This window comes from Burkholderia sp. BCC0398, from assembly GCF_902833245.1.
Classification (GTDB): domain Bacteria; phylum Pseudomonadota; class Gammaproteobacteria; order Burkholderiales; family Burkholderiaceae; genus Burkholderia; species Burkholderia sola.
In genome coordinates this window covers 499,431-519,982 of sequence record NZ_CADFEM010000002.1, presented here as the reverse complement: position 1 = coordinate 519,982, position 20,552 = coordinate 499,431, and the positions used below count along the sequence as shown (strand labels likewise).

23 protein-coding genes and 1 riboswitch are annotated in these 20,552 nt (G+C 68.2%); of the genes, 21 read left to right on the top strand and 2 right to left on the bottom strand.

Translation table 11 applies throughout. The annotated features are described in order from the left end of the window. Nucleotides 1–11 precede the first annotated feature (11 nt). Nucleotides 12–788, bottom strand: coding sequence for an SDR family oxidoreductase (locus HWX76_RS06250; RefSeq protein ID WP_124631190.1), 777 nt, complete (start codon nt 786–788; stop codon nt 12–14). Then, nucleotides 785–2,554, bottom strand: coding sequence for an ABC transporter ATP-binding protein/permease (locus HWX76_RS06245; protein ID WP_124631191.1), 1,770 nt, complete (start codon nt 2,552–2,554; stop codon nt 785–787). The genes HWX76_RS06250 and HWX76_RS06245 overlap by 4 nt, the downstream gene beginning before the upstream one ends. A 270-nt stretch (nt 2,555–2,824) precedes the next feature. Continuing rightward, nucleotides 2,825–2,948: riboswitch (TPP riboswitch) on the top strand. Between the two features lie 225 nt (nt 2,949–3,173). Here HWX76_RS06245 and HWX76_RS06240 point away from each other — a divergent pair. From HWX76_RS06240 to hisA, 21 genes are all read left to right on the top strand, one after another. Beyond that, complete coding sequence (locus HWX76_RS06240; protein ID WP_124631192.1) at nt 3,174–4,310, top strand: FAD-dependent oxidoreductase; 1,137 nt, start codon at nt 3,174–3,176, stop codon at nt 4,308–4,310. Nucleotides 4,311–4,342: 32 nt separating this feature from the next. Next, complete coding sequence (gene thiS / locus HWX76_RS06235) at nt 4,343–4,540, top strand: sulfur carrier protein ThiS (RefSeq protein ID WP_027783340.1); 198 nt, start codon at nt 4,343–4,345, stop codon at nt 4,538–4,540. Between the two features lie 38 nt (nt 4,541–4,578). Continuing rightward, nucleotides 4,579–5,394: a thiazole synthase gene (locus HWX76_RS06230; protein WP_011546614.1), complete on the top strand. Its 816-nt coding sequence runs from the start codon at nt 4,579–4,581 to the stop codon at nt 5,392–5,394. Beyond that, nucleotides 5,391–6,515, top strand: a complete 1,125-nt coding sequence (gene thiE, locus HWX76_RS06225) for a thiamine phosphate synthase (RefSeq protein ID WP_089488087.1) — start codon at nt 5,391–5,393, stop codon at nt 6,513–6,515. Before HWX76_RS06230 ends, thiE begins: the two co-directional genes overlap by 4 nt. Before the next feature lie 84 nt (nt 6,516–6,599). Next, nucleotides 6,600–7,421, top strand: a complete 822-nt coding sequence (locus HWX76_RS06220; RefSeq protein WP_050013134.1) for an ABC transporter ATP-binding protein — start codon at nt 6,600–6,602, stop codon at nt 7,419–7,421. Further along, nucleotides 7,418–8,185, top strand: a complete 768-nt coding sequence (mlaE, locus tag HWX76_RS06215) for a lipid asymmetry maintenance ABC transporter permease subunit MlaE (RefSeq protein WP_050013133.1) — start codon at nt 7,418–7,420, stop codon at nt 8,183–8,185. Before HWX76_RS06220 ends, mlaE begins: the two co-directional genes overlap by 4 nt. A gap of 24 nt (nt 8,186–8,209) precedes the next feature. Continuing rightward, nucleotides 8,210–8,770 (top strand): outer membrane lipid asymmetry maintenance protein MlaD, encoded by a 561-nt coding sequence (gene mlaD, locus HWX76_RS06210; protein ID WP_089488088.1) that lies wholly within the window; start codon nt 8,210–8,212, stop codon nt 8,768–8,770. 30 nt (nt 8,771–8,800) lie between these two features. Then, a complete protein-coding gene (locus HWX76_RS06205) occupies nt 8,801–9,763 on the top strand; it encodes a VacJ family lipoprotein (RefSeq protein ID WP_050013178.1) in 963 nt (320 codons plus the stop codon). A gap of 111 nt (nt 9,764–9,874) precedes the next feature. Beyond that, entirely contained in the window at nt 9,875–10,504 is a 630-nt protein-coding gene (locus HWX76_RS06200) for an ABC transporter substrate-binding protein (protein WP_050013177.1), read from the top strand. Further along, nucleotides 10,501–10,776: an STAS domain-containing protein gene (locus tag HWX76_RS06195; protein WP_050013131.1), complete on the top strand. Its 276-nt coding sequence runs from the start codon at nt 10,501–10,503 to the stop codon at nt 10,774–10,776. Before HWX76_RS06200 ends, HWX76_RS06195 begins: the two co-directional genes overlap by 4 nt. A 192-nt stretch (nt 10,777–10,968) precedes the next feature. Next, nucleotides 10,969–11,895: an ABC transporter ATP-binding protein gene (locus tag HWX76_RS06190; protein ID WP_050013130.1), complete on the top strand. Its 927-nt coding sequence runs from the start codon at nt 10,969–10,971 to the stop codon at nt 11,893–11,895. Then, nucleotides 11,892–12,713 (top strand): ABC transporter permease, encoded by an 822-nt coding sequence (locus HWX76_RS06185; RefSeq protein WP_235356186.1) that lies wholly within the window; start codon nt 11,892–11,894, stop codon nt 12,711–12,713. The genes HWX76_RS06190 and HWX76_RS06185 overlap by 4 nt, the downstream gene beginning before the upstream one ends. 55 nt (nt 12,714–12,768) lie before the next feature. Continuing rightward, nucleotides 12,769–13,008 (top strand): BolA family protein, encoded by a 240-nt coding sequence (locus tag HWX76_RS06180; RefSeq protein ID WP_006477131.1) that lies wholly within the window; start codon nt 12,769–12,771, stop codon nt 13,006–13,008. A gap of 14 nt (nt 13,009–13,022) precedes the next feature. Then, a complete protein-coding gene (gene murA, locus HWX76_RS06175) occupies nt 13,023–14,372 on the top strand; it encodes a UDP-N-acetylglucosamine 1-carboxyvinyltransferase (RefSeq protein WP_050013129.1) in 1,350 nt (449 codons plus the stop codon). Continuing rightward, nucleotides 14,369–15,022, top strand: coding sequence for an ATP phosphoribosyltransferase (gene hisG, locus HWX76_RS06170; RefSeq protein WP_050013128.1), 654 nt, complete (start codon nt 14,369–14,371; stop codon nt 15,020–15,022). The genes murA and hisG overlap by 4 nt, the downstream gene beginning before the upstream one ends. Before the next feature lie 24 nt (nt 15,023–15,046). Then, on the top strand, nt 15,047–16,363 hold the full coding sequence (gene hisD, locus HWX76_RS06165) for a histidinol dehydrogenase (protein WP_050013127.1): 1,317 nt from the start codon (nt 15,047–15,049) through the stop codon (nt 16,361–16,363). Between the two features lie 140 nt (nt 16,364–16,503). Then, on the top strand, nt 16,504–17,577 hold the full coding sequence (gene hisC / locus HWX76_RS06160; RefSeq protein WP_124557210.1) for a histidinol-phosphate transaminase: 1,074 nt from the start codon (nt 16,504–16,506) through the stop codon (nt 17,575–17,577). A 64-nt stretch (nt 17,578–17,641) separates the two neighbouring features. Further along, nucleotides 17,642–18,229, top strand: coding sequence for an imidazoleglycerol-phosphate dehydratase HisB (gene hisB / locus HWX76_RS06155; RefSeq protein WP_011546606.1), 588 nt, complete (start codon nt 17,642–17,644; stop codon nt 18,227–18,229). Nucleotides 18,230–18,289: 60 nt separating this feature from the next. Then, nucleotides 18,290–18,910: a YchE family NAAT transporter gene (locus tag HWX76_RS06150; RefSeq protein ID WP_050013125.1), complete on the top strand. Its 621-nt coding sequence runs from the start codon at nt 18,290–18,292 to the stop codon at nt 18,908–18,910. Next, nucleotides 18,907–19,548, top strand: a complete 642-nt coding sequence (hisH, locus tag HWX76_RS06145; protein WP_050013124.1) for an imidazole glycerol phosphate synthase subunit HisH — start codon at nt 18,907–18,909, stop codon at nt 19,546–19,548. Before HWX76_RS06150 ends, hisH begins: the two co-directional genes overlap by 4 nt. Nucleotides 19,549–19,712: 164 nt before the next feature. Continuing rightward, on the top strand, nt 19,713–20,468 hold the full coding sequence (gene hisA, locus HWX76_RS06140) for a 1-(5-phosphoribosyl)-5-[(5-phosphoribosylamino)methylideneamino]imidazole-4-carboxamide isomerase (protein ID WP_006477123.1): 756 nt from the start codon (nt 19,713–19,715) through the stop codon (nt 20,466–20,468). Nucleotides 20,469–20,552 lie beyond the last annotated feature (84 nt).

Below are 20,552 nucleotides of genomic sequence, written 5' to 3'. Positions count from 1 at the left end.
GGAAAGACGCGTCAGAGCGTCAGGCCGCCGTCGACGTGGATGACCTGGCCGGTGATCTGCCGCGCCGCATCCGACAGCAGGAACGCGATCAGCGCGGAGACGTCGTCGGGTTCGGCGATGCGGCCGAGCGGCGTCGCCTGTTCGGCCTGCGCCCACGCGGCGGCGTTGCCGGCGCTCGGCCCGTGGTCCTTGCGCGTGAAGCCCGGTGCGACCGCGTTGACGGTGATGCCGGGCGCGGCGAATTCGGCGGCTGCGCTACGCACCAGCGATTCCAGCGCGGCCTTCGCGGCGGCGGTCGCCGCGAACGGCGCATCGGCGCGGTAGCGGTGTGCGACGAACGAACTGACCGCGACGATCCGCGGGGCGGCCGACGCTTCGAGCAGCGGCCGCGCGCGGCCCGCGAGCGCGGAGAACGCACCGGGCATCACCGCGAACGCGGACGCGAGCGCATCCGCGGACAGATCGGAAAAGGATTGCCGCGCGGCGAAGCCGGCGTTTGCGACGAGCTGGTCGAGCCGGCCGAAGCGGGTGGCGACGGCATCGACGAGCGTCGCGGCAATACCCGGCTCGCCGAGATCGCCGGTCAGCGTCAGGCATTCCGCGCCGGCCGCCGTGCACGCTTGTGCGACGTCGGCGAGCCGTGCGCGTGCCGCATCGTCCGCGCCGCGCGCATGCAGCGCCAGCGCGACGCCGGGTGCCGAGAGCCGCCGCGCGAGCGCCGCGCCGATCCCCGCACCTGCGCCGGTGATCAGCGCAATCCGCACGAGGTGCGCGGCGCGTGGGCTCACGCAGCGACCTTGTCGTCGTCGTTCACGCGCTCGACGTTGATCGTGCCGATATGGAACGCGGCCAGCGATTCGCGGTGCGCGATGCTGACGATCGCGGCCTTCGGCAGCCGTTCGGCGAACAGGTGATAGAGGCGCGCTTCGTTGTCGGCATCGAGCGCGCTGGTTGCTTCGTCGAGGAACAGGAAGTCGGGCTTGTGCAGCAGCACGCGCGCGCCGGCCAGGCGCTGCTGTTCGCCCGGCGACAGCACGCGGGTCCAGTGCGCGGTTTCGTCGAGGCGCTCGACGTAATCCCCGAGGCGGCACGCGCGCAGCGCATCGCGGCACGCTTCGTCGCTGAACGCGTCGGGCGTCGCCGGATAGGTGAGCGCGGCCTTCAGCGTGCCGATCGGCAAGTAGCTGGTTTGCGGCACGAACATCATCCGCGCGCCGACCGGCGCGTCGATCGCGCCGTCGCCGAACGGCCACAGGCCCGCGAGCGCGCGCATGAACGTGCTCTTGCCGGAACCCGACTTGCCGATCACGAGCCAGCGCGAACCGGGCTCGATCGTGACGTCGCCGATGTTCGCCAGCGCGTTGCCGTTCGGCAGCGCGAGCTTCAGCGACGACGTGGACAGTTCCGCTGCGTCGACGTAATGCAGGTTGATGCCGCCGTGCTCGGTCGCGGGCGACAGACTTTCCTTCAGGTGCGACGTGCCCATCACGCGCTTGAATTCGCGCAGACGGTTGACGGTGGCGCGCCATTCGACGAGGGTCGAGTAGCTGTTGATGAACCACGAGAACGAATCGCTGACGGTGCCGAACGCGGACGAGATCTGCATCAGCACGCCGAACGAGAACGCACCGGCAAAGTAGCGCGGCGCGGCCACGACGAGCGGGAAGATGATCGCGATCTGTCCGTAGAAGCTCAGCACGAACGTGAGCCGCTTCGTGTACTTCATCACGCGCCACCAGTTGTCGCGGATGCGCATGAAGAGGGTCTGCGCGTTGCCGGTCTCGGTCTTCTCGCCGTCGTAGAACGCGATCTGCTCGGCGTTCTCGCGCACGCGGATCAGCCCGAAGCGGAAATCGGCCTCGACGCGCTGCTGCTGGTAGTTGATCGACACGAGCGGATGGCCGACCTTCTGGATGATCAGCGAGCCGACCACCGCGTACAGCGCGGCCGCCCACACCATGTAGCCGGGAATCGCGATCGGCGTCGCGCCGAGCGTGAACGTCAGCGCGCCGGCGAGCGACCACAGGATCGTGATGAACGACACGAGCGTGACGACCGTCGACAGCAGGTCGAGCGACAGCGCGAGCGTCGTGGTCGCGAACGACTGGAGGTCGTCGGTGATCCGCTGGTCGGGGTTGTCCGCGAGGCGGTCACGCTCGATCCGGTAGAACGCGCGATCGCCGAGCCACTGGCCGAGGAAGCGGTCGGTGAGCCACTGGCGCCAGCGGAAGCCGAGCATTTGCCGCAGGTAGCGGCCGTACACGGCGAGGATGATGAATGCAAAGGCGAGCGCGGAGAACTGCATCAGCAGGTTCGGGAAGTCGTGGACGTCCTTCGACTGCAGCGCGTTGTAGAACTGCGCGTTCCATTTGTTCAGCCGGACGTTGATCCAGACCACGCAGAGGTTGATCGCGATGATCGTGACCAGCAGGCCCCACGCGATTTTCCATTCGGACGATACCCAGTAGGGCTTGATGAGGCTCCATGCGGATACCGGGCGCTCGTCCTGCGGCGCGTCGGAGGCGGAGCGGACGGGATCGATCGATTGGGTCATGTGCTTCCTGATGATGAGCCGGCGCGCGGGCCGGGCGAAACCGGGCGCGCGCCGCGATACGGCATGCCGGGGCGCGGCGCCGACTGACGGCGGGCGTCCGGATGGTCGCCCGTGCGTCTTAAACGGCACTTAAAAACCGGCGGTGACGCGGCAACCGGCCGCTCGTGCGGCCGGCCTGCGGGCATTGTGCCAGAGCGGCGCGACACGCCGGCGAAATTGCCGCAAGGGGGACAGTTTGCGGCGCTTTCCGCTTTTATGGTCTAATGGCCGACGACGAAACAGGGGTGCTTCGTGGCGCGGCCGGCGGATGTTCCGGGCAGCGCGGCGAGGCTGAGAAAGACCCTTCGCACCCGATCCGGGTAATACCGGCGAGGGAAGTTTCTGATCCCGCCGGGCCGCGCTGGCCGCCATCCCACATGGTCAGCGCCCGAGTCCCGCCCGGCCGGCCTTTGCTGCCGGTTTCGTCCTTTTGGGTACGCGCATTGCGCGTTACGGAAGGAATGATGGCCGCACAATCTTCAGTCTTTTGCAGGGTCCCCGGCCCGATATCGCATGCGTTCGCATGCAACGGCGCGCGCGCGTCGGCGTTCGTCGCGCGTGACCGCGCGGAGGGCGCGCGATGAACGTCCGCGATGCACGGCCCGATTTCGCGGTGCTCGGCGGTGGTCTCGTCGGCCGCCTGATCGCGTGGCGCCTCGCCGGCGACGGGCACCGCGTCGCGCTTTACGAGCGCGGCGGCCCCGACGGCGAGCAGTCGGCCGCGTGGATCGCGGCCGCGATGCTCGCGCCGCTCGCGGAAGCCGCCAGCGCGGAGCTGCTGATCACCGAGCTCGGCGCCGCGTCGCTCGCGCGCTGGCCGCAGTGGCTCGTGGAACTGCCCGAACCCGTCTTCTTCCAGCAGCACGGCACGCTCGTCGTCTGGCATCACGCGGACCGCGCGGAGGCGCCGTTGTTCGAGCGGCGCGTGCGCGCGAATGCGCCGGCCGACTTGTTCGACGGCGGCTTCGTGACGCTGGCCGGTGCGCAGGTCGACGCGGCCGAACCCGCGCTCGCGGGCCGCTTCGCGCGCGGGCTGCTGCTGCCGCGCGAAGGCCAGCTCGACAATCGCCAGGCGCTGCGCGCGCTCGCGGCGGGCCTCGCCGAACGCGGCGTCGCGCTGCACTGGCACACGCCGGTCGACGACGCGAACCTGCCCGCCGCGCATTTCACGATCGATTGCCGCGGGCTCGGCGCGAAACCCGCGCTGCCTGCGCTGCGCGGCATCCGCGGCGAAGTCGCGCGCGTGCATGCGCCCGGCATCGGGCTCACCCGGCCCGTGCGGCTGCTGCATCCGCGCTACCCGCTGTACGTCGCGCCGAAGCAGGACGATCTCTATGTGATCGGCGCGACCGAGGTGGAGGGCGAGGACATGTCGCCCGTCAGCGTGCGCTCCGCGCTCGAACTGCTGAGCGCGGCGTTTTCCGTGCATCCGGCGTTCGGCGAGGCGCGCATCCTCGAACTCAACGCGCAGTGCCGGCCGACGCTGCCCGATCATCGCCCGGCGGTGATCTGGGACGGCGCGTCGACGCTCGCCGTCAACGGCCTGTACCGGCACGGCTTCATGATCGCGCCGGAAGTCGCGCACGCGGCCGTCGCGTTCGCGCAGGCCGCGCTCGGCGGCGCGCTCGGCAATCCTGACGCGTTCGCCGCGTGGCGCGACGCCGCGCGCTGGCCGACGCTGCTTCATCACCGCAACGACGCGCGCCAGCCGGCCTGACGCGCGCCGCCGACCGAATCCGACCGAGCCTCATGGATATCCAGATCAATCAACAGACCCTGACGTTGCCCGACGGCGCGACCGTGGCCGACGCGCTGGCCGCGTACGGCGCGCGTCCGCCGTACGCGGTGGCGTTGAACGGCAACTTCGTCGCGCGCACGCAGCATGCGGCGCGCGCGCTCGCGGCGGGCGACAAGCTCGACGTCGTGCACCCCGTTGCGGGCGGCTGAGCGCCGCCGGTCCGTCCCCGCTCTTCCAGGAAAACGACATGACGTCCCACCCCTCCGCCGATGCGCTGACGCTGTACGGCGAAACTTTCGCAAGCCGCGTGCTGCTCGGCACGTCGCGCTATCCGTCGCTGCAGTCGCTGTCCGATTCGATCGCCGCGTCGCGTCCCGGGATGGTGACGGTCGCGCTGCGCCGCCAGATGACGGGCGGCACCGCCGAAGCCGGCTTCTTCGACCTGCTCAAGCGCCACGCGGTGCCGCTGCTGCCGAATACGGCCGGCTGTCAGACCGTCGCCGAAGCGGTGACGACCGCGCACATGGCGCGCGAGGTATTCGATACCGACTGGATCAAGCTCGAACTGATCGGCGACGACTACACGCTGCAGCCCGACCCGGTCGGGTTGATCGAGGCCGCCGCGCAACTGGTCAAGGACGGCTTCAAGGTGCTGCCGTACTGCACCGAGGATCTCGTGATCGGCCGGCGCCTGCTCGACGTCGGCTGCGAGGCGCTGATGCCGTGGGGCGCGCCGATCGGCACCGGCAAGGGCGTCGTGAATCCGTACGGGCTGCGCGTGCTGCGCGAACGGCTGCCGGACGTGCCGCTGATCGTCGACGCCGGGCTCGGCGTGCCGTCGCACGCGTGCCAGGTGATGGAATGGGGCTTCGACGGCGTGCTGCTGAACACGGCCGTGTCGCAGGCCACGCATCCGGAGATCATGGCGCGCGCGTTCGCGCAGGGCGTCGAGGCCGGCCGCGCCGCGTATCTCGCCGGCCCGATGGATGCGCGCGACACCGCGCACGCGAGCACGCCGGTCGTCGGGATGCCGTTCTGGCACCAGGATGGGGGCGGCGCATGAGCGCGCGTTTCGCCGATGCGTTCTGGCCGCCGGCCGACGAGCTGGCCGAAGCGGCCGAGCGGATTCGCGCGCGGCTCGGCGACTGGCCGGACGGCGCGGCGCCGTGGCGGCTCTGCGTGGCGGCGCCTGACGTGCCCGCCGATGGCGACGTGCTGATCGTGTCGGCCGGCGATCGTGCCGCGCAGGCGCGCGCGTCGGCCGTGTCGCGGCCTGCGTCGCCGGACGCGGTGGCGATCGAATTCGACGAGCAGGGCGCCGTGCTGCATGCGGCCGGCGTGCGCTACGCGCTCGACGCCGCGCATCCGCTCGCGGACGACTGGATCGCGGCGCTCGCCGCTTTCCTCGATTGCGGCTTCGCGCCGGTCGACGCGCTGGTGCTCGCGCTGGCGTGGCGCGACGGCGACGAGACGGGCGCCGCCGATGCATGGCCGGTCGATGCCGCGCAATTCCCGCGCGTCGCCGGGCTGCCGCCTGCGCCGGAACCGGCATTTGCGCCGTGTCCCGCGCGGCTCGGCCTCTATCCGGTCGTGCCGAGCGCCGAATGGGTCGAGCGCGTGCTCGACGGCGGCGCGCGAACCGTGCAACTGCGCGTGAAGGACGCGACGCCGGACGCGCTACGCCGGGAAATCGCGCGCGCGGTCGCGGCCGGGCGCCGCTATCCCGATGCGCGCGTGTTCATCAACGATCACTGGCAAATCGCTGCAGAAGAAGGCGCATACGGCGTGCATCTCGGCCAGGAGGACCTCGAAACGGCCGATCTGGCAGCGATCGCGCGCGCGGGCCTGCGGCTCGGACTGTCGAGCCACGGTTATTACGAGATGTTGCGGGCGCTGCACGAGCGGCCGAGCTATCTCGCGCTCGGCCCCGTGTACGCGACCGCCACCAAGGCCGTCGCCGCGCCGCCGCAGGGCCTCGCCCGGATTGCCCGCTACGCGCGCTTCGCCGGCGCGAGCGCGCCGCTCGTCGCGATCGGCGGGGTCGGGCTCGATACGCTGCCGGCCGTGCTGGCGACGGGCGTCGGCAGCGTCGCGGTGGTCAGCGCGGTCACGGGCGCGGACGACTATCGGACGGCGCTTGTTGCGCTGCAGCAGTGCTTTGCCCGACAATTTGACAATCATTGACCGCAGGGCCCGGAACGGCGTCACGACATCATTCCAATGCAGGCCCTATAATTCGGCGTTCTGCGTAAAAGGACTGTCAGCTCCGTGAGCCCCACTCCTACCGAGACCCTGCTGGAACTTCGCGACGTCGACTTCGGCTACGGCGACCGCCTCGTCCTGTCCAACCTGAACCTGCGCTTCGGGCGCGGGCAGGTCGTCGCGGTCATGGGCGGCTCGGGTTGCGGCAAGACCACCGTGCTGCGCCTGATCGGCGGCCTCGTGCGCGCGAACCGCGGCCAGGTGCTGTTCGACGGCGCCGACGTCGGCGCGCAAACGCGCGACGGCCTGTATGCGCTGCGCCGCAAGATGGGCATGCTGTTCCAGTTCGGCGCGTTGTTCACCGACATGTCGGTGTTCGAGAACGTCGCGTTCGCGCTGCGCGAGCATACCGACCTGCCCGAAGACCTGATCCGCGATCTGGTGCTGATGAAGCTGAACGCGGTCGGGCTGCGTGGTGCGCGCGACCTGATGCCGTCCGAGGTGTCGGGCGGGATGGCGCGCCGCATCGCGCTGGCGCGCGCGATCGCGCTCGATCCGCAGCTCATCATGTACGACGAGCCGTTCGCGGGCCTCGATCCGATTTCGCTCGGCATCACCGCGAACCTGATCCGCACGCTGAACGAGGCGCTCGGCGCGACGTCGATCCTCGTCACGCACGACGTGCCGGAATCGTTCGCGATCGCCGACTACGTGTATTTTCTGGCCAACGGCGGCGTGCTTGCGCAGGGCACGCCAGACGAGCTGCGCGCGTCGACCGATCCGAGCGTGCGGCAATTCATCGACGGCGCGCCGGACGGCCCGTTCAAATTTCATTACACGAGCCCGCCGCTAGCAGCGGATTTCGGCCTCGGCGGAGGGCGCGCATGATCAGCGCGATCGGACGTTACGTCATCGGCGGCCTCGAGCGGGCGGGCTACGGCACGCGCCTGTTCGTGCGCCTCGTGCTGGAATTCTTCCCGCTGCTGCGCCGGCCGCGGCTGGTCACGAAGCAGATCCATTTCCTCGGCAACTATTCGTTCGTGATCATTGCCGTGTCGGGGCTGTTCGTCGGCTTCGTGCTCGGCCTGCAGGGGTATTACACGCTGAACCGCTATGGTTCCGAGCAGGCGCTCGGCCTGCTGGTCGCGCTGTCGCTCGTGCGCGAGCTCGGCCCCGTCGTCACCGCGCTGTTGTTCGCGGGCCGCGCGGGCACGTCGCTGACGGCCGAGATCGGCCTGATGAAGGCCGGCGAGCAACTCACCGCGCTCGAGATGATGGCGGTCGACCCGATCAAGAACGTGATTGCGCCGCGCATGTGGGCGGGCATCATCGCGATGCCGCTGCTGGCCGCGATCTTCAACGCGGTCGGCGTGCTCGGCGGTTACTTCGTCGGCGTCGTGCTGATCGGCGTCGATCCGGGCGCGTTCTGGTCGCAGATGCAGGGCGGGGTCCAGGTCTGGGCCGACGTCGGCAACGGCGTGATCAAGAGCATCGTGTTCGGGTTCGCCGTGACCTTCATTGCACTGTTTCAAGGGTATGAAGCGAAGCCCACGCCCGAAGGCGTGTCGCGCGCGACCACCAAGACGGTCGTGTTCGCGTCGCTCGCCGTACTCGGCCTCGATTTCCTGCTGACCGCGCTGATGTTCAGCTAAGCCTCAGCCAAGCCAAATTTTGGGATGACGATGAAAAAGACTGCTCTCGACTTCTGGGTCGGCCTGTTCGTGGTGGTGGGCTTCCTTGCGGTGCTGTTCCTGGCGCTGAAGGTCGGCAACATGAGCTCGCTGTCGTTTCAGCCGACCTACTCGGTGAGGATGAAATTCGACAACATCGGCGGGCTGAAGCCGCGCGCGGCCGTGAAGAGCGCGGGCGTCGTGGTCGGCCGCGTGAAGTCGATCGGCTTCGACACGAACACGTACCAGGCGCTCGTCACGATCGACGTCGACGGCCAGTACCCGTTCCCGAAGGATTCGTCGGCGAAGATCCTGACGTCGGGCCTGCTCGGCGAGCAATATATCGGCCTCGAGCCGGGCGGCGACACCGAAATGCTGAAGGCGGGCGATACGATCACGATGACGCAATCGGCGATCGTGCTCGAGAACCTGATCGGCCAGTTCCTGTACAGCAAGGCCGCCGATGCGGGCGGTGCGAAGCCGGCATCGGGCGCGCCCGCCGCACCCGCCGCGCCCGCACCAGTGACGGTGCCGGCATCGGCGGTGTCCGGTTCGGCCGGCCAATAACCACACGAGAGAAAACAAGAGGGAATGACCATGCACACGATCCGCATCAGGCACGCCGCGCTGGCGATGGCGGCAGTCGCCGCGTTGAGCGGCTGCGCGACCGTGCAGACGCCGACCAAGGGCGATCCGCTCGAAGGCTTCAACCGGACGATGTACAAGTTCAACGACACCGTCGATACGTACGCGCTGAAGCCGGTCGCGAAGGGCTATCAGTACGTGGTACCGCAGCCGGTGCGCGACAGCGTGACGAACTTCTTCTCGAACATCGGCGACGTCTACATCGCGGCGAACAACATCGTGCAGTTGCGGATCGCGGACGGCGTCGGCGACATCATGCGCGTCGTGATCAACACGGTGTTCGGCGTCGGCGGCCTGTTCGACGTCGCGACGATCGCGAAGCTGCCGAAGCACACGGCCGACTTCGGGATCACGATGGGCCGCTACGGGATGCCGTCGGGCCCGTATCTCGTCCTGCCGCTGCTTGGGCCGAGCACGCTGCGCGACACGGCTGGCCTCGGCGTCGACTACGTCGGCAACCCGCTCACCTACGTGAAGCCGGACGGCCTGAGCTGGGGCCTGTTCGGCGTGAACCTGGTCAACACGCGCTCGAACCTGCTCGGCGCGGGCGACGTGCTGGATGCCGCGGCGCTCGACAAGTATTCGTTCGTGCGCAACGCGTACCTGCAGCGTCGCCAGATGCTGATCAGCAACGCGCGCGGCGAGGCCGCCGCGACGTCGAGCAACGACGCGCTGCCGAAGTACGACCTGCCGGAAGACGGCGCGGCACCGGCGGCAGCCGGCGCGGCCGGTACGGCGGGCGCGGCAGCGGTGGGCGGCGCGGCGCCGGCGCCCGCGTCGGGCGCGGCGGTTGCTGCGCCGGCCTCGGGCACGGCCGAATCGCCGAACCCGGCCAGCGAGACGAACGTGCCGGCGATGCAGGTGGCGCCTCCGTCGCCGGGCGGGTTCCGGTTCCCGAGCATCCGGCTGCACTGACGGATTTACATTCGTTACAGCCGGAAACGATTCAGTCGGTAGCGTATGCGAACTTGCGCGTAAGCTACCTGCTCCAACCTTCGCATCGACTCATTCATGCAGGCCACTATGATGAAAAAACTGTTCCTGATCCCCGTTTTCGCGGCGCTGTTCTCGTTCGGCAGCGCGGCTCACGCGCAAGTCGACCAGTCGAACCCGCAGGCGCTGATCAAGACGGCGACGCAGCAGGTGCTCGACGAAGTCAAGCAGCAGACGATCAAGCAGGGCGACACCAATCGCATCATCACGATCGTCAACAAGGACATCCTGCCGTACACCGATTTCCGCCGCACCACGCAGCTCGCGATGGGCCGCAACTGGCGCACCGCGACGGCCGAGCAGCAACAGCAGGTTCAGGAGCAGTTCAAGCTGCTGCTGATCCGCACGTATTCGGGTGCGCTCGCGCAGCTGAAGCCGGACCAGCAGATCCAGTACCCGCCGTTCCGCGCCGATCCGGCCGACACCGACGTCGTCGTGAAGACGGTCGCGATGAACAACGGCCAGCCGGTCCAGATCGACTACCGCCTGTACAAGACGGCGAACGGCTGGAAGGTGTATGACCTGAACGTACTCGGCGCGTGGCTGATCCAGACGTACCAGCAGCAGTTCAACGAGAAGATCCAGCAAAGCGGCGTCGAAGGGCTGATCCAGTTCCTGACGCAGCGCAACCAGCAACTTGCCGCCGGCAAGCAAGCGTCGTGAGCGGCTTCGAAGCCGGCTCCTCGCTGACCGTCGCGAGCGCGAAGTCCGCGCTCGCGGACGGTCTTGCGCGCATCGGCGCGGGCGCGACCGCCGTCGATTGCGCGGCGCTCACGCAGTTCGATTCGTCCGCGCTCGCCGTGCTGCTCGCATGGCAACGTGCCGCCAAAACGCGCGGCGCAGCTCTCGACATCCTCAATCTCCCTCCGAAGCTCGCCAGCCTCGCGCGCGCGTACGGCGTCGACGCGCTCATCGAAGGCACCGGCCGACATTGACGCTGTCCGATCGACGCCTGCCGCGCCAGCCGGCGCGCGCACGCTTCAGGCCGCGCGCCGCCGGCGCCGGCTCCCCCAGCCGGTTTGCCCTATAATCAAGCGTTTTGCGGGGCAGCCAATCGGCGTCCGGCCCCCATTTTCTTTCGCAGCAAGCACAAAATAGGCGTCGCGGCCCTGGCGTCGCGCACAGTCATGTCAGCCATAGAAATCCGTCACGTCAAGAAGCGCTACAAGTCGCTTCAGGCGCTCAAGGGCGTCAGCCTGTCGGTCGAGGAAGGCGAGTTTTTCGGTCTGCTCGGCCCCAACGGCGCAGGTAAGACCACGCTCATCAGTATCCTCGCCGGACTCGCCCGGGCCGACGAAGGCAGTATCTCGGTGCGCGGTCACGACGTCGTCCAGGATTTCCGCAACGCGCGCCGCTCGCTCGGCGTCGTGCCGCAGGAACTCGTTTTCGACCCGTTCTTCACCGTCCGCGAGACGCTGCGGATCCAGTCCGGCTATTTCGGGCTGCGCCGCAACGACGACTGGATCGACGAAGTGATGGCCAATCTCGATCTCACCGAGAAAGCCGACGCGAACATGCGCGCGCTGTCGGGCGGGATGAAGCGCCGCGTGCTCGTCGCGCAGGCGCTCGTGCACCGGCCGCCGGTGATCGTGCTCGACGAGCCGACCGCCGGCGTCGACGTCGAATTGCGCCAGACGCTGTGGAAATTCATCTCGCGCCTGAACCGCGAGGGCCACACGATCGTGCTGACCACCCATTACCTCGAGGAAGCCGAGTCGCTGTGCGACCGCATCGCGATGCTGCGCCGCGGCGAAGTCGTCGCGCTCGATCGCACCGACGCGCTGCTGCGCCGCTTCGCGGGCCTGCAACTGTACCTGCGGTTCGCGACCGGCGCGCTGCCGGCCGAGCTGCGCGGGCTGGAAACCGACCCGGCCGCGCGCGCGCCGGGCGAGCACCTGCTGCGCCTCGCGAGCTACGACGAGGTCGAACGCATCCTCGCGCAATGCCGTGCGGCCGGCTGCACGTTCGACGAGATCGAGGTCCGCAAGGCCGACCTCGAGGATGTGTTCGTCCAGGTGATGAACGGGGCCGAGGTCATCGAGGGTCTGGCATGAATCAACACTCCCCACGCGAACTGCGTTCGCTGCCGCTCGAAGGGGCGGCCCGGCGCGTGCCGGGAAACGGGTTTCGAACGCTGTTCTACAAGGAACTGCTGCGTTTCTGGAAGGTGTCGTTCCAGACGGTGTGCGCGCCGATCGTCACGGCGTTGCTGTACCTGACGATCTTCGGCCATGCGCTGTCGGGCCGCGTCGAGGTGTATCCGGGCGTCGAGTACGTGAGCTTTCTCGTGCCGGGCCTCGTGATGATGAGCGTGCTGCAGAACGCGTTCGCGAACAGCTCGTCGTCGCTGATCCAGTCGAAGATCACCGGCAACCTGGTGTTCATGCTGCTGCCGCCGCTGTCGTATCGCGACATCTTCGGCGCGTACGTGCTCGCGTCCGTCGTGCGCGGGCTCGCGGTCGGCGCCGGCGTGTTCGTCGTGACGATCTGGTTTATCCCGATGCACTTCGCGGCGCCGCTGTTCATCATGGCGTTCGCGCTGCTCGGTTCGGCGATCCTCGGCACGCTCGGCCTGATCGCCGGGATCTGGGCCGAGAAATTCGACCAGCTCGCCGCGTTCCAGAACTTCCTGATCATGCCGCTGACGTTCCTGTCCGGCGTGTTCTATTCGACGCACTCGCTGCCGCCCGTGTGGCGCGAAGTGTCGCGTCTCAACCCGTTTTTCTACATGATCGACGGCTTCCGTTTCGGGTTCTTCGGCGCGTCCGACATCAACCCGTTCGCGAGCCTCGCGATCGTCACCGGTTTCTTCGTGCTGCTCGCGCTGATCGCGATGCGGCTGCTCGCGACCGGCTACAAACTGCGTCATTGATATCGACAGGCAGCGGCCGCCCCGGGGCGGCGTGCGCCGACAGGAGCCTTACACCATGTTGCCGACTCCCGAACAGGTCAAGCAATACATCGCCGGCGGTCTCGCCTGCACGCATCTGGAAGTCGAAGGCGACGGCCAGCATTTCTTCGCGACGATCGTGTCGGCGGCCTTCGAAGGCAAGCGGCCGATCCAGCGGCACCAGCTCGTCTATGCGGCGCTCGGCGATCGCATGAAGCAGGAAATTCACGCGCTCAGCATGAAGACGCTGACGCCCGCCGAATGGCAGAACGCATAAACGGAAATCACTGAGTGCAAGTCACCGTCAACGAGCGCGACGCCGTCCAGAGCGTCGCCACGGCACACCCGGCCGCCAACGGGGAATCGCAGGGACAGGGGATGGACAAGCTCGTGATCGAAGGCGGTCGCCGCCTGGCCGGCGAGATCGTCGTGTCGGGCGCGAAGAACGCCGCGCTGCCGATCCTGTGCGCGGGGCTGCTCAGCGCCGAGCCGGTCGAACTCGACAACGTGCCGAACCTGAAGGACGTGCGCACCACGCTGAAGGTGCTGAACCAGATGGGCGTGAAGAGCGAGACCGACGGCGCCCGCGTGCAGCTCGACGCGTCGCGCGTCGACAACCTCGTCGCGCCGTACGAGCTCGTGAAGACGATGCGCGCGTCGATCCTCGTGCTCGGCCCGCTGCTCGCGCGCTTCGGCGAGGCGAAGGTGTCGCTGCCGGGCGGCTGCGCGATCGGCGCGCGGCCGGTCGACCAGCACATCAAGGGCCTGCAGGCGATGGGCGCCGAGATCAGCATCGAGCACGGCTTCATCGAAGCGCGCGCGAAGCGCCTGAAGGGCGCGCGCATCGTGACCGACATGATCACGGTGACGGGGACGGAAAACCTGCTGATGGCCGCGACGCTCGCCGACGGCGAGACGGTGATCGAAAACGCCGCGCGCGAGCCGGAAGTGAGCGATCTCGCACACTTGCTGGTCGCGATGGGCGCGAAAATCGACGGCATCGGCACCGATCGCCTCGTGATCCAGGGCGTCGAGCGGCTGCACGGCGCGCGCCATTCGGTGATCCCCGACCGTATCGAGGCCGGCACGTTCCTGTGCGCGGTCGCGGCGGCCGGCGGCGACGTGATGCTGACGGGCGTGCGCCCGCACATCCTCGACGCTGTGATCGACAAGCTGCGCGAAGCCGGCGTGTCGATCGAGGAAGGCGACAGCTGGCTGCGCGTGAAGATGGACCGCCGCCCGTCGGCGGTGACGATCCGCACGTCGGAATACCCGGCGTTTCCGACCGACATGCAGGCGCAGTTCATGGCCCTCAATACGGTCGCGACGGGCACCGCGCAGGTCGTCGAAACCATTTTCGAGAACCGCTTCATGCATGTGCAGGAGCTGAACCGGCTCGGCGCGAACATCACGATCGACGGCAACACGGCGCTCGTGACCGGCGTCGACAAGCTGTCCGGCGCGAACGTGATGGCGACCGACCTGCGTGCGTCGGCGAGCCTCGTGATCGCCGGGCTGCGTGCGGACGGCGAAACGCTCGTCGACCGCATCTATCACCTGGACCGCGGTTACGACCGCATGGAAACCAAACTGACCGCCGTTGGCGCGAACGTGCGCCGCCTCTCCGGGAGCCAAGCATGACCGCGCCGCTGACCCTCGCCCTGTCGAAGGGCCGGATTTTCGAGGAAACCCTGCCGCTGCTGGCGGCGGCCGGCGTGCAGGTGGCCGAGGATCCGGAAACGTCGCGCAAGCTGATCCTGCCGACGACCGACCCGAACCTGCGCGTGATCATCGTGCGCGCGAGCGACGTGCCGACCTACGTCGAATACGGCGCGGCCGATTTCGGCGTGGCCGGCAAGGACGTGCTGGTCGAGCACGGCGGCTCCGGCCTGTACCAGCCGATCGATCTGAACATTGCGCGCTGCCGGATGTCGGTGGCCGTGTCCGCCGGTTTCGACTACGCGAACGCGGTGCGCCAGGGCGCGCGCCTGCGGGTCGCGACGAAATACGTCGAAACGGCGCGCGAACATTTTGCCGCGAAGGGCGTGCACGTCGACCTGATCAAGCTGTACGGGTCGATGGAGCTGGCGCCGCTGGTCGGGCTGGCCGACGCGATCGTCGACCTCGTCAGCTCGGGCGGCACGCTGAAGGCGAACAATCTGGTCGAGGTCGAGGAGATCATGGCGATCTCGTCGCGCCTCGTCGTGAACCAGGCCGCGCTCAAGCTGAAGCGCGCGGCGCTCAAGCCGATCCTCGACGCGTTCGAACGCGCGTCGCAGAATGGCGGTTGAGCGCATCACCGTAACGGAACTCCCATGTCCATCACCATCCGCAAGCTCGATTCGACGAACGAAGGCTTCGGCGCCGCGCTGCGCGCCGTGCTCGCATTCGAGGCGAGCGAAGACGAAGCGATCGAGCAGTCGGTCGCGCAGATCCTCGCCGACGTGAAGTCGCGCGGCGACGCCGCGGTGCTCGAGTACACGAACCGCTTCGACCGGCTGAGCGCGAACAGCGTCGCCGCGCTCGAACTGCCGCAGGACGCGCTGCAGACGGCGCTCGACGGCCTCGCGCCGAAGGCGCGCGCGGCGCTGGAAGCGGCGGCGGCGCGGGTGCGCGCGTACCACGAGAAGCAGAAGATCGAGTGCGGCACGCATAGCTGGCAGTACACGGAAAGCGACGGCACGGTGCTCGGCCAGAAGGTCACGCCGCTCGACCGCGTCGGCCTGTACGTGCCGGGTGGCAAGGCCGCGTATCCGTCGTCGGTGCTGATGAACGCGATTCCCGCGCGCGTCGCGGGGGTCGGCGAGATCGTGATGGTCGTGCCGACGCCGGACGGCGTGAAGAACGACCTCGTGCTTGCCGCGGCGCTGCTCGGCGGCGTCGATCGCGTGTTCACGATCGGCGGCGCGCAGGCGGTCGGCGCGCTCGCGTACGGCACGGCGACGGTGCCGGCTGTCGACAAGATCTGCGGCCCCGGCAACGCGTACGTCGCGTCGGCGAAGCGCCGCGTGTTCGGCACGGTCGGTATCGACATGATCGCCGGGCCGTCGGAAATCCTCGTGCTGTGCGACGGCACGACCGATCCGAACTGGGTCGCGATGGACCTGTTCTCGCAGGCCGAGCACGACGAACTCGCGCAGTCGATCCTGCTGTGCCCGGACGGTGCGTTCCTCGATCGCGTCGAGAAGGCGATCGACGAGCTGCTGCCGACGATGCCGCGCCAGGACGTGATCCGTGCGTCGCTCGAAGGCCGCGGCGCGCTGATCAAGGTGCGCGACATGGCCGAGGCGTGCCGGATCGCGAACGACATCGCGCCGGAACATCTCGAAATTTCGGCGCTGGAGCCGCAGCAATGGGGCCAGCAGATCCGCCACGCGGGCGCGATCTTCCTCGGCCGCTACACGAGCGAGAGCCTCGGCGACTACTGCGCGGGCCCGAACCACGTGCTGCCGACGTCGCGCACCGCGCGCTTCTCGTCGCCGCTCGGCGTGTATGACTTCATCAAGCGCTCGAGCCTGATCGAGGTCAGCGCGGAAGGCGCGCAGACGCTCGGCGAGATCGCGTCCGAGCTCGCCTACGGCGAAGGGCTGCAGGCGCACGCAAGGAGCGCCGAGTTCCGGATGAAGGGCTGACCGCGCAGGGTGCGCGGGCCGGGCGGGCACCGAGGCGCCGGCGCCGGCCGCCCCGGATCGGGGCAGGGGACGAGCGCAGGGCGGCAGCCGCCGCCTTGCCGACCATTTGATGCCGGCGCGATGCACGCCGGCTTGAGACCATGACGACGCCACAAGACATCATCCGCCGCGACGTGCTCGCGATGACGAGCTATCCGGTTCCCGACGCGAGCGGGTTCGTGAAGCTCGACGCGATGGAGAACCCGTATTCGCTGCCGGCGCCGCTCGCCGCGGCGCTCGGCGAGCGGCTCGCGCAGGTCGCGCTGAACCGCTACCCGGCGCCGCGTCCGGCCGCGCTGCTCGACAAGCTGCGCCATGCGATGCGCGTGCCGGCCGGCTGCGACGTGCTGCTCGGCAACGGCTCCGACGAAATCATCAGCATGATCTCGGTCGCGTGCGCGAAGCCGGGCGCCAAGGTGCTCGCGCCGGTGCCGGGCTTCGTGATGTACGAGCTGTCGGCGAAGTTCGCGCAGCTCGAATTCGTCGGCGTACCGCTGAAGGCGGACCTGACGCTCGACGCCGACGCGCTGCTCGCGGCGATCGCCGAGCACCGGCCGGCGATCGTCTATCTCGCGTATCCGAACAACCCGACCGGCACGCTGTACGACGACGCCGACGTCGAGCGGATCGTCGCGGCCGCGCGGCACAGCCTGATCGTGATCGACGAGGCGTACCAGCCGTTCGCCGAGCGTTCGTGGCTGCCGCGCGCCGGCGAGTTCGACAACGTCGTCGTGATGCGCACGGTGTCGAAGCTCGGCCTCGCGGGCATCCGGCTCGGCTATCTGGTCGGCTCGCCCGCGTGGCTGAACGAATTCGACAAGGTGCGCCCGCCGTACAACATCAACGTGCTGACCCAGGCGACCGCCGATTTCCTGCTCGACCACCTCGACGTGCTCGACGCGCAGGCGGCCGAATTGCGCGCGGAACGCGCGCGCCTCGCGCAGGCGGTGGCCGCGCTGCCGGGCGCGACGGTGTTCCCGAGCGCCGGCAATTTCCTGCTGGTGCGCGTGCCGGACGCCGCGGCCGTGTTCGATGCGCTGCTCACCGAGCGGGTGCTGGTCAAAAACGTGAGTAAAATGCATCCGTTGCTGGCCGAATGCGTGCGGCTGACCGTCGGTTCTCCCGACGAAAACGCCCGCCTGCTGGCCGCCTTGAAACTCGCGCTGCCCGGTTGAGCCCAGGGCGCGGCGGCGCGCGACGATCAATCCCCATTTACATAGACTCAATCAAGGAATTGCCATGCGTGTGGCGGAAGTCGTTCGCAATACCAGCGAAACGCAGATCCGTGTGAAGCTCGATCTCGACGGCACCGGCCGGCAGAAGCTGGCCACCGGCGTGCCGTTTCTCGACCATATGCTCGACCAGATCGCGCGACACGGTCTGGTCGATCTCGAGGTCGAAGCGCACGGCGACACGCATATCGACGATCACCACACGGTCGAGGATGTCGGCATCACGCTCGGTCAGGCCGTCGCGAAGGCGATCGGCGACCGCAAGGGCATCCGCCGCTACGGCCATTCGTACGTGCCGCTCGACGAGGCGCTGTCGCGCGTCGTGATCGACTTCTCCGGCCGGCCGGGCCTCGAATTCCACGTGCCGTTCACGCGCGCGCGGATCGGCACGTTCGACGTCGACCTGTCGATCGAATTCTTCCGCGGGTTCGTGAACCACGCGGGCGTCACGCTGCATATCGACAACCTGCGCGGGATCAACGCGCACCATCAGCTCGAGACCGTGTTCAAGGCCTTCGGCCGCGCGCTGCGCGCGGCGGTGGAGCTCGACGAGCGCGCGGCGGGGCAGATTCCGTCGACGAAAGGCAGCCTCTAACTTCCGAACGGACGACGCCAAGGACAACCTCACGGCTTCGGCGCGGCGCGCCGGCTTGCGATGGATCTGCTCAAATCGTTCATTTCGCTGCTCGCGCTGATCAATCCGGTCGGCGCGGTGCCGTTCTTCCTGAGCCTGACGGCACAGCAGACGGACGACGAGCGGCGGCGCACGATCCGGATCGCATCGGTGTCGGTGTTCTGCGTGATGACGGTGACCGCGCTGCTCGGGCAGCAGATCATCAACTTCTTCGGCATTTCGGTCGGGTCGCTCGAAGTGGGCGGCGGGATCATCATGCTGCTGATGGCGATCAACATGCTGAACGCGCAGATCGGCAACACGCGGTCGACGCCGGAGGAGCGCCACGAAGCCGAGCTGAAGGACAACATCGCGGTCGTGCCGCTCGCGATTCCGCTGCTCACGGGCCCCGGCTCGATCAGCACGGTGATCATCTATGCGGCGAACGCGCATCACTGGTATGAGCGGGCCGGGCTGGTCGCGATCGGCGCGGTCCTGGCTTTTCTGTGTTTCGTCGCGATGCGGCTCGCCGAGCCGATCGCGACCTGGATCGGCCGCACCGGCATCAACATCGCCACGCGGCTGATGGGTCTGATGCTGTCGGCGCTGGCGGTGGAATTCATCGTCAATGGACTGAGGGCGCTACTGCCTGCACTGAGATGAAAACTTCGATTGCGATTGTGGATTATGGGATGGGTAACCTGCGCTCGGTCGCGCAGGCGCTCAAGAAGGCCGAACCGGCCGCCGACGTGGCGATCGTCGACACGCCGGCCGCGATTCGCGCGGCCGACCGCGTCGTGCTGCCCGGCCAGGGCGCGATGCCCGACTGCATGCGCTGCCTCGGCGAGTCGGGCCTCCAGGAGGCCGTGATCGACGCGTCGCGCACGAAGCCGCTGCTCGGTGTGTGCGTCGGCGAGCAGATGCTGTTCGACTGGAGCGCGGAAGGCGACACGAAGGGCCTGGGCCTGCTGCCCGGCAAGGTCGTGCGCTTCGATCTCGACGGCCAATTGCAGGACGACGGCTCGCGCTTCAAGGTGCCGCAGATGGGCTGGAACCGCGTGCGCCAGGCGCAGCCGCACCCGCTGTGGGACGGCGTGCCCGACGACGCGTATTTCTACTTCGTGCACAGCTATTACGTGAGCCCGGACAACCCGGCGCACACGGTTGGCGAAACGGCCTACGGCGCGCCGTTTACGTCCGCGGTCGCGCGGGACAACATCTTCGCGACCCAATTCCACCCGGAGAAAAGCGCGGAGGTCGGATTGCGTCTGTATCGCAACTTCGTCCACTGGAAGCCGTAAAACGTGGCGCGCGAGCCACAGTCGACCTGGCCGAACGGCCTGTCGCGCGGGGCGCTCGCGCGTAAGCGCCGAAAGAGTTGTACTAAACTAGCGAGACGGCGCGGCACCGGTTTGGCCGGTACGCGCCTGATTCTTTTCATTTTCCACGACGACACCCGATTGCTATGTTGCTGATTCCGGCCATCGACCTCAAAGACGGTCAGTGTGTGCGCCTCAAACAGGGCGATATGGACCAGGCCACGATTTTCTCCGAGGACCCGGCGGCGATGGCCCGCAAATGGGTCGATCTCGGCGCCCGGCGGCTCCATCTCGTCGACCTGAACGGCGCATTCGCCGGCAAGCCGAAGAACCTCGAGGCGATCGAAGCGATCCTCGACGAAGTCGGCGACGAAATCCCGGTCCAGCTCGGCGGCGGCATCCGCAGCCTCGAGACGATCGAGAAGTATCTCGACGCCGGCCTGTCCTACGTGATCATCGGCACCGCGGCCGTGAAGAACCCGGGCTTCCTGCAGGACGCGTGCACCGCGTTCTCCGGCAGCATCATCGTCGGGCTGGACGCGAAGGACGGCAAGGTCGCGACCGACGGCTGGAGCAAGCTGACCGGCCACGAGGTGATCGACCTCGCGAAGAAGTTCGAGGACTACGGCGTCGAATCGATCGTCTACACGGACATCGGCCGCGACGGGATGCTGCAGGGCATCAACATCGACGCGACCGTGAAGCTCGCGCAGGCGGTCGGCATCCCGGTGATCGCATCGGGCGGCCTGTCGAACCTCACGGACATCGAGAGCCTGTGCGAGGTGGAAGAGCACGGCGTCGAAGGCGTGATCTGCGGCCGGGCGATCTACTCCGGCGATCTCGATTTCGCGGCCGCGCAAAAGCGCGCGGACGAACTGAACGGCGAACTCGACAACGCGTAACCGCGTCCGTCCCGTTCGCCGGGGCCGCCCGCGGGCGGCCCCGACCGGAAGCCTCGCGCGAGGCTTCCGCAACCGGCCGTCCCA

Coding starts and splice junctions, on each gene's coding strand:
- HWX76_RS06245 (WP_124631191.1), bottom strand. CDS start 2,554: ATGACCCAATCGATCGATCCCGTCCGCTCCGCCTCCGACGCGCCGCAG.
- HWX76_RS06240 (WP_124631192.1), top strand. CDS start 3,174: ATGAACGTCCGCGATGCACGGCCCGATTTCGCGGTGCTCGGCGGTGGT.
- thiS (WP_027783340.1), top strand. CDS start 4,343: ATGGATATCCAGATCAATCAACAGACCCTGACGTTGCCCGACGGCGCG.
- HWX76_RS06230 (WP_011546614.1), top strand. CDS start 4,579: ATGACGTCCCACCCCTCCGCCGATGCGCTGACGCTGTACGGCGAAACT.
- thiE (WP_089488087.1), top strand. CDS start 5,391: ATGAGCGCGCGTTTCGCCGATGCGTTCTGGCCGCCGGCCGACGAGCTG.
- mlaE (WP_050013133.1), top strand. CDS start 7,418: ATGATCAGCGCGATCGGACGTTACGTCATCGGCGGCCTCGAGCGGGCG.
- mlaD (WP_089488088.1), top strand. CDS start 8,210: ATGACGATGAAAAAGACTGCTCTCGACTTCTGGGTCGGCCTGTTCGTG.
- HWX76_RS06205 (WP_050013178.1), top strand. CDS start 8,801: ATGCACACGATCCGCATCAGGCACGCCGCGCTGGCGATGGCGGCAGTC.
- HWX76_RS06200 (WP_050013177.1), top strand. CDS start 9,875: ATGAAAAAACTGTTCCTGATCCCCGTTTTCGCGGCGCTGTTCTCGTTC.
- HWX76_RS06190 (WP_050013130.1), top strand. CDS start 10,969: ATGTCAGCCATAGAAATCCGTCACGTCAAGAAGCGCTACAAGTCGCTT.
- HWX76_RS06185 (WP_235356186.1), top strand. CDS start 11,892: ATGAATCAACACTCCCCACGCGAACTGCGTTCGCTGCCGCTCGAAGGG.
- HWX76_RS06180 (WP_006477131.1), top strand. CDS start 12,769: ATGTTGCCGACTCCCGAACAGGTCAAGCAATACATCGCCGGCGGTCTC.
- hisG (WP_050013128.1), top strand. CDS start 14,369: ATGACCGCGCCGCTGACCCTCGCCCTGTCGAAGGGCCGGATTTTCGAG.
- hisD (WP_050013127.1), top strand. CDS start 15,047: ATGTCCATCACCATCCGCAAGCTCGATTCGACGAACGAAGGCTTCGGC.
- hisC (WP_124557210.1), top strand. CDS start 16,504: ATGACGACGCCACAAGACATCATCCGCCGCGACGTGCTCGCGATGACG.
- hisB (WP_011546606.1), top strand. CDS start 17,642: ATGCGTGTGGCGGAAGTCGTTCGCAATACCAGCGAAACGCAGATCCGT.
- HWX76_RS06150 (WP_050013125.1), top strand. CDS start 18,290: ATGGATCTGCTCAAATCGTTCATTTCGCTGCTCGCGCTGATCAATCCG.
- hisH (WP_050013124.1), top strand. CDS start 18,907: ATGAAAACTTCGATTGCGATTGTGGATTATGGGATGGGTAACCTGCGC.
- hisA (WP_006477123.1), top strand. CDS start 19,713: ATGTTGCTGATTCCGGCCATCGACCTCAAAGACGGTCAGTGTGTGCGC.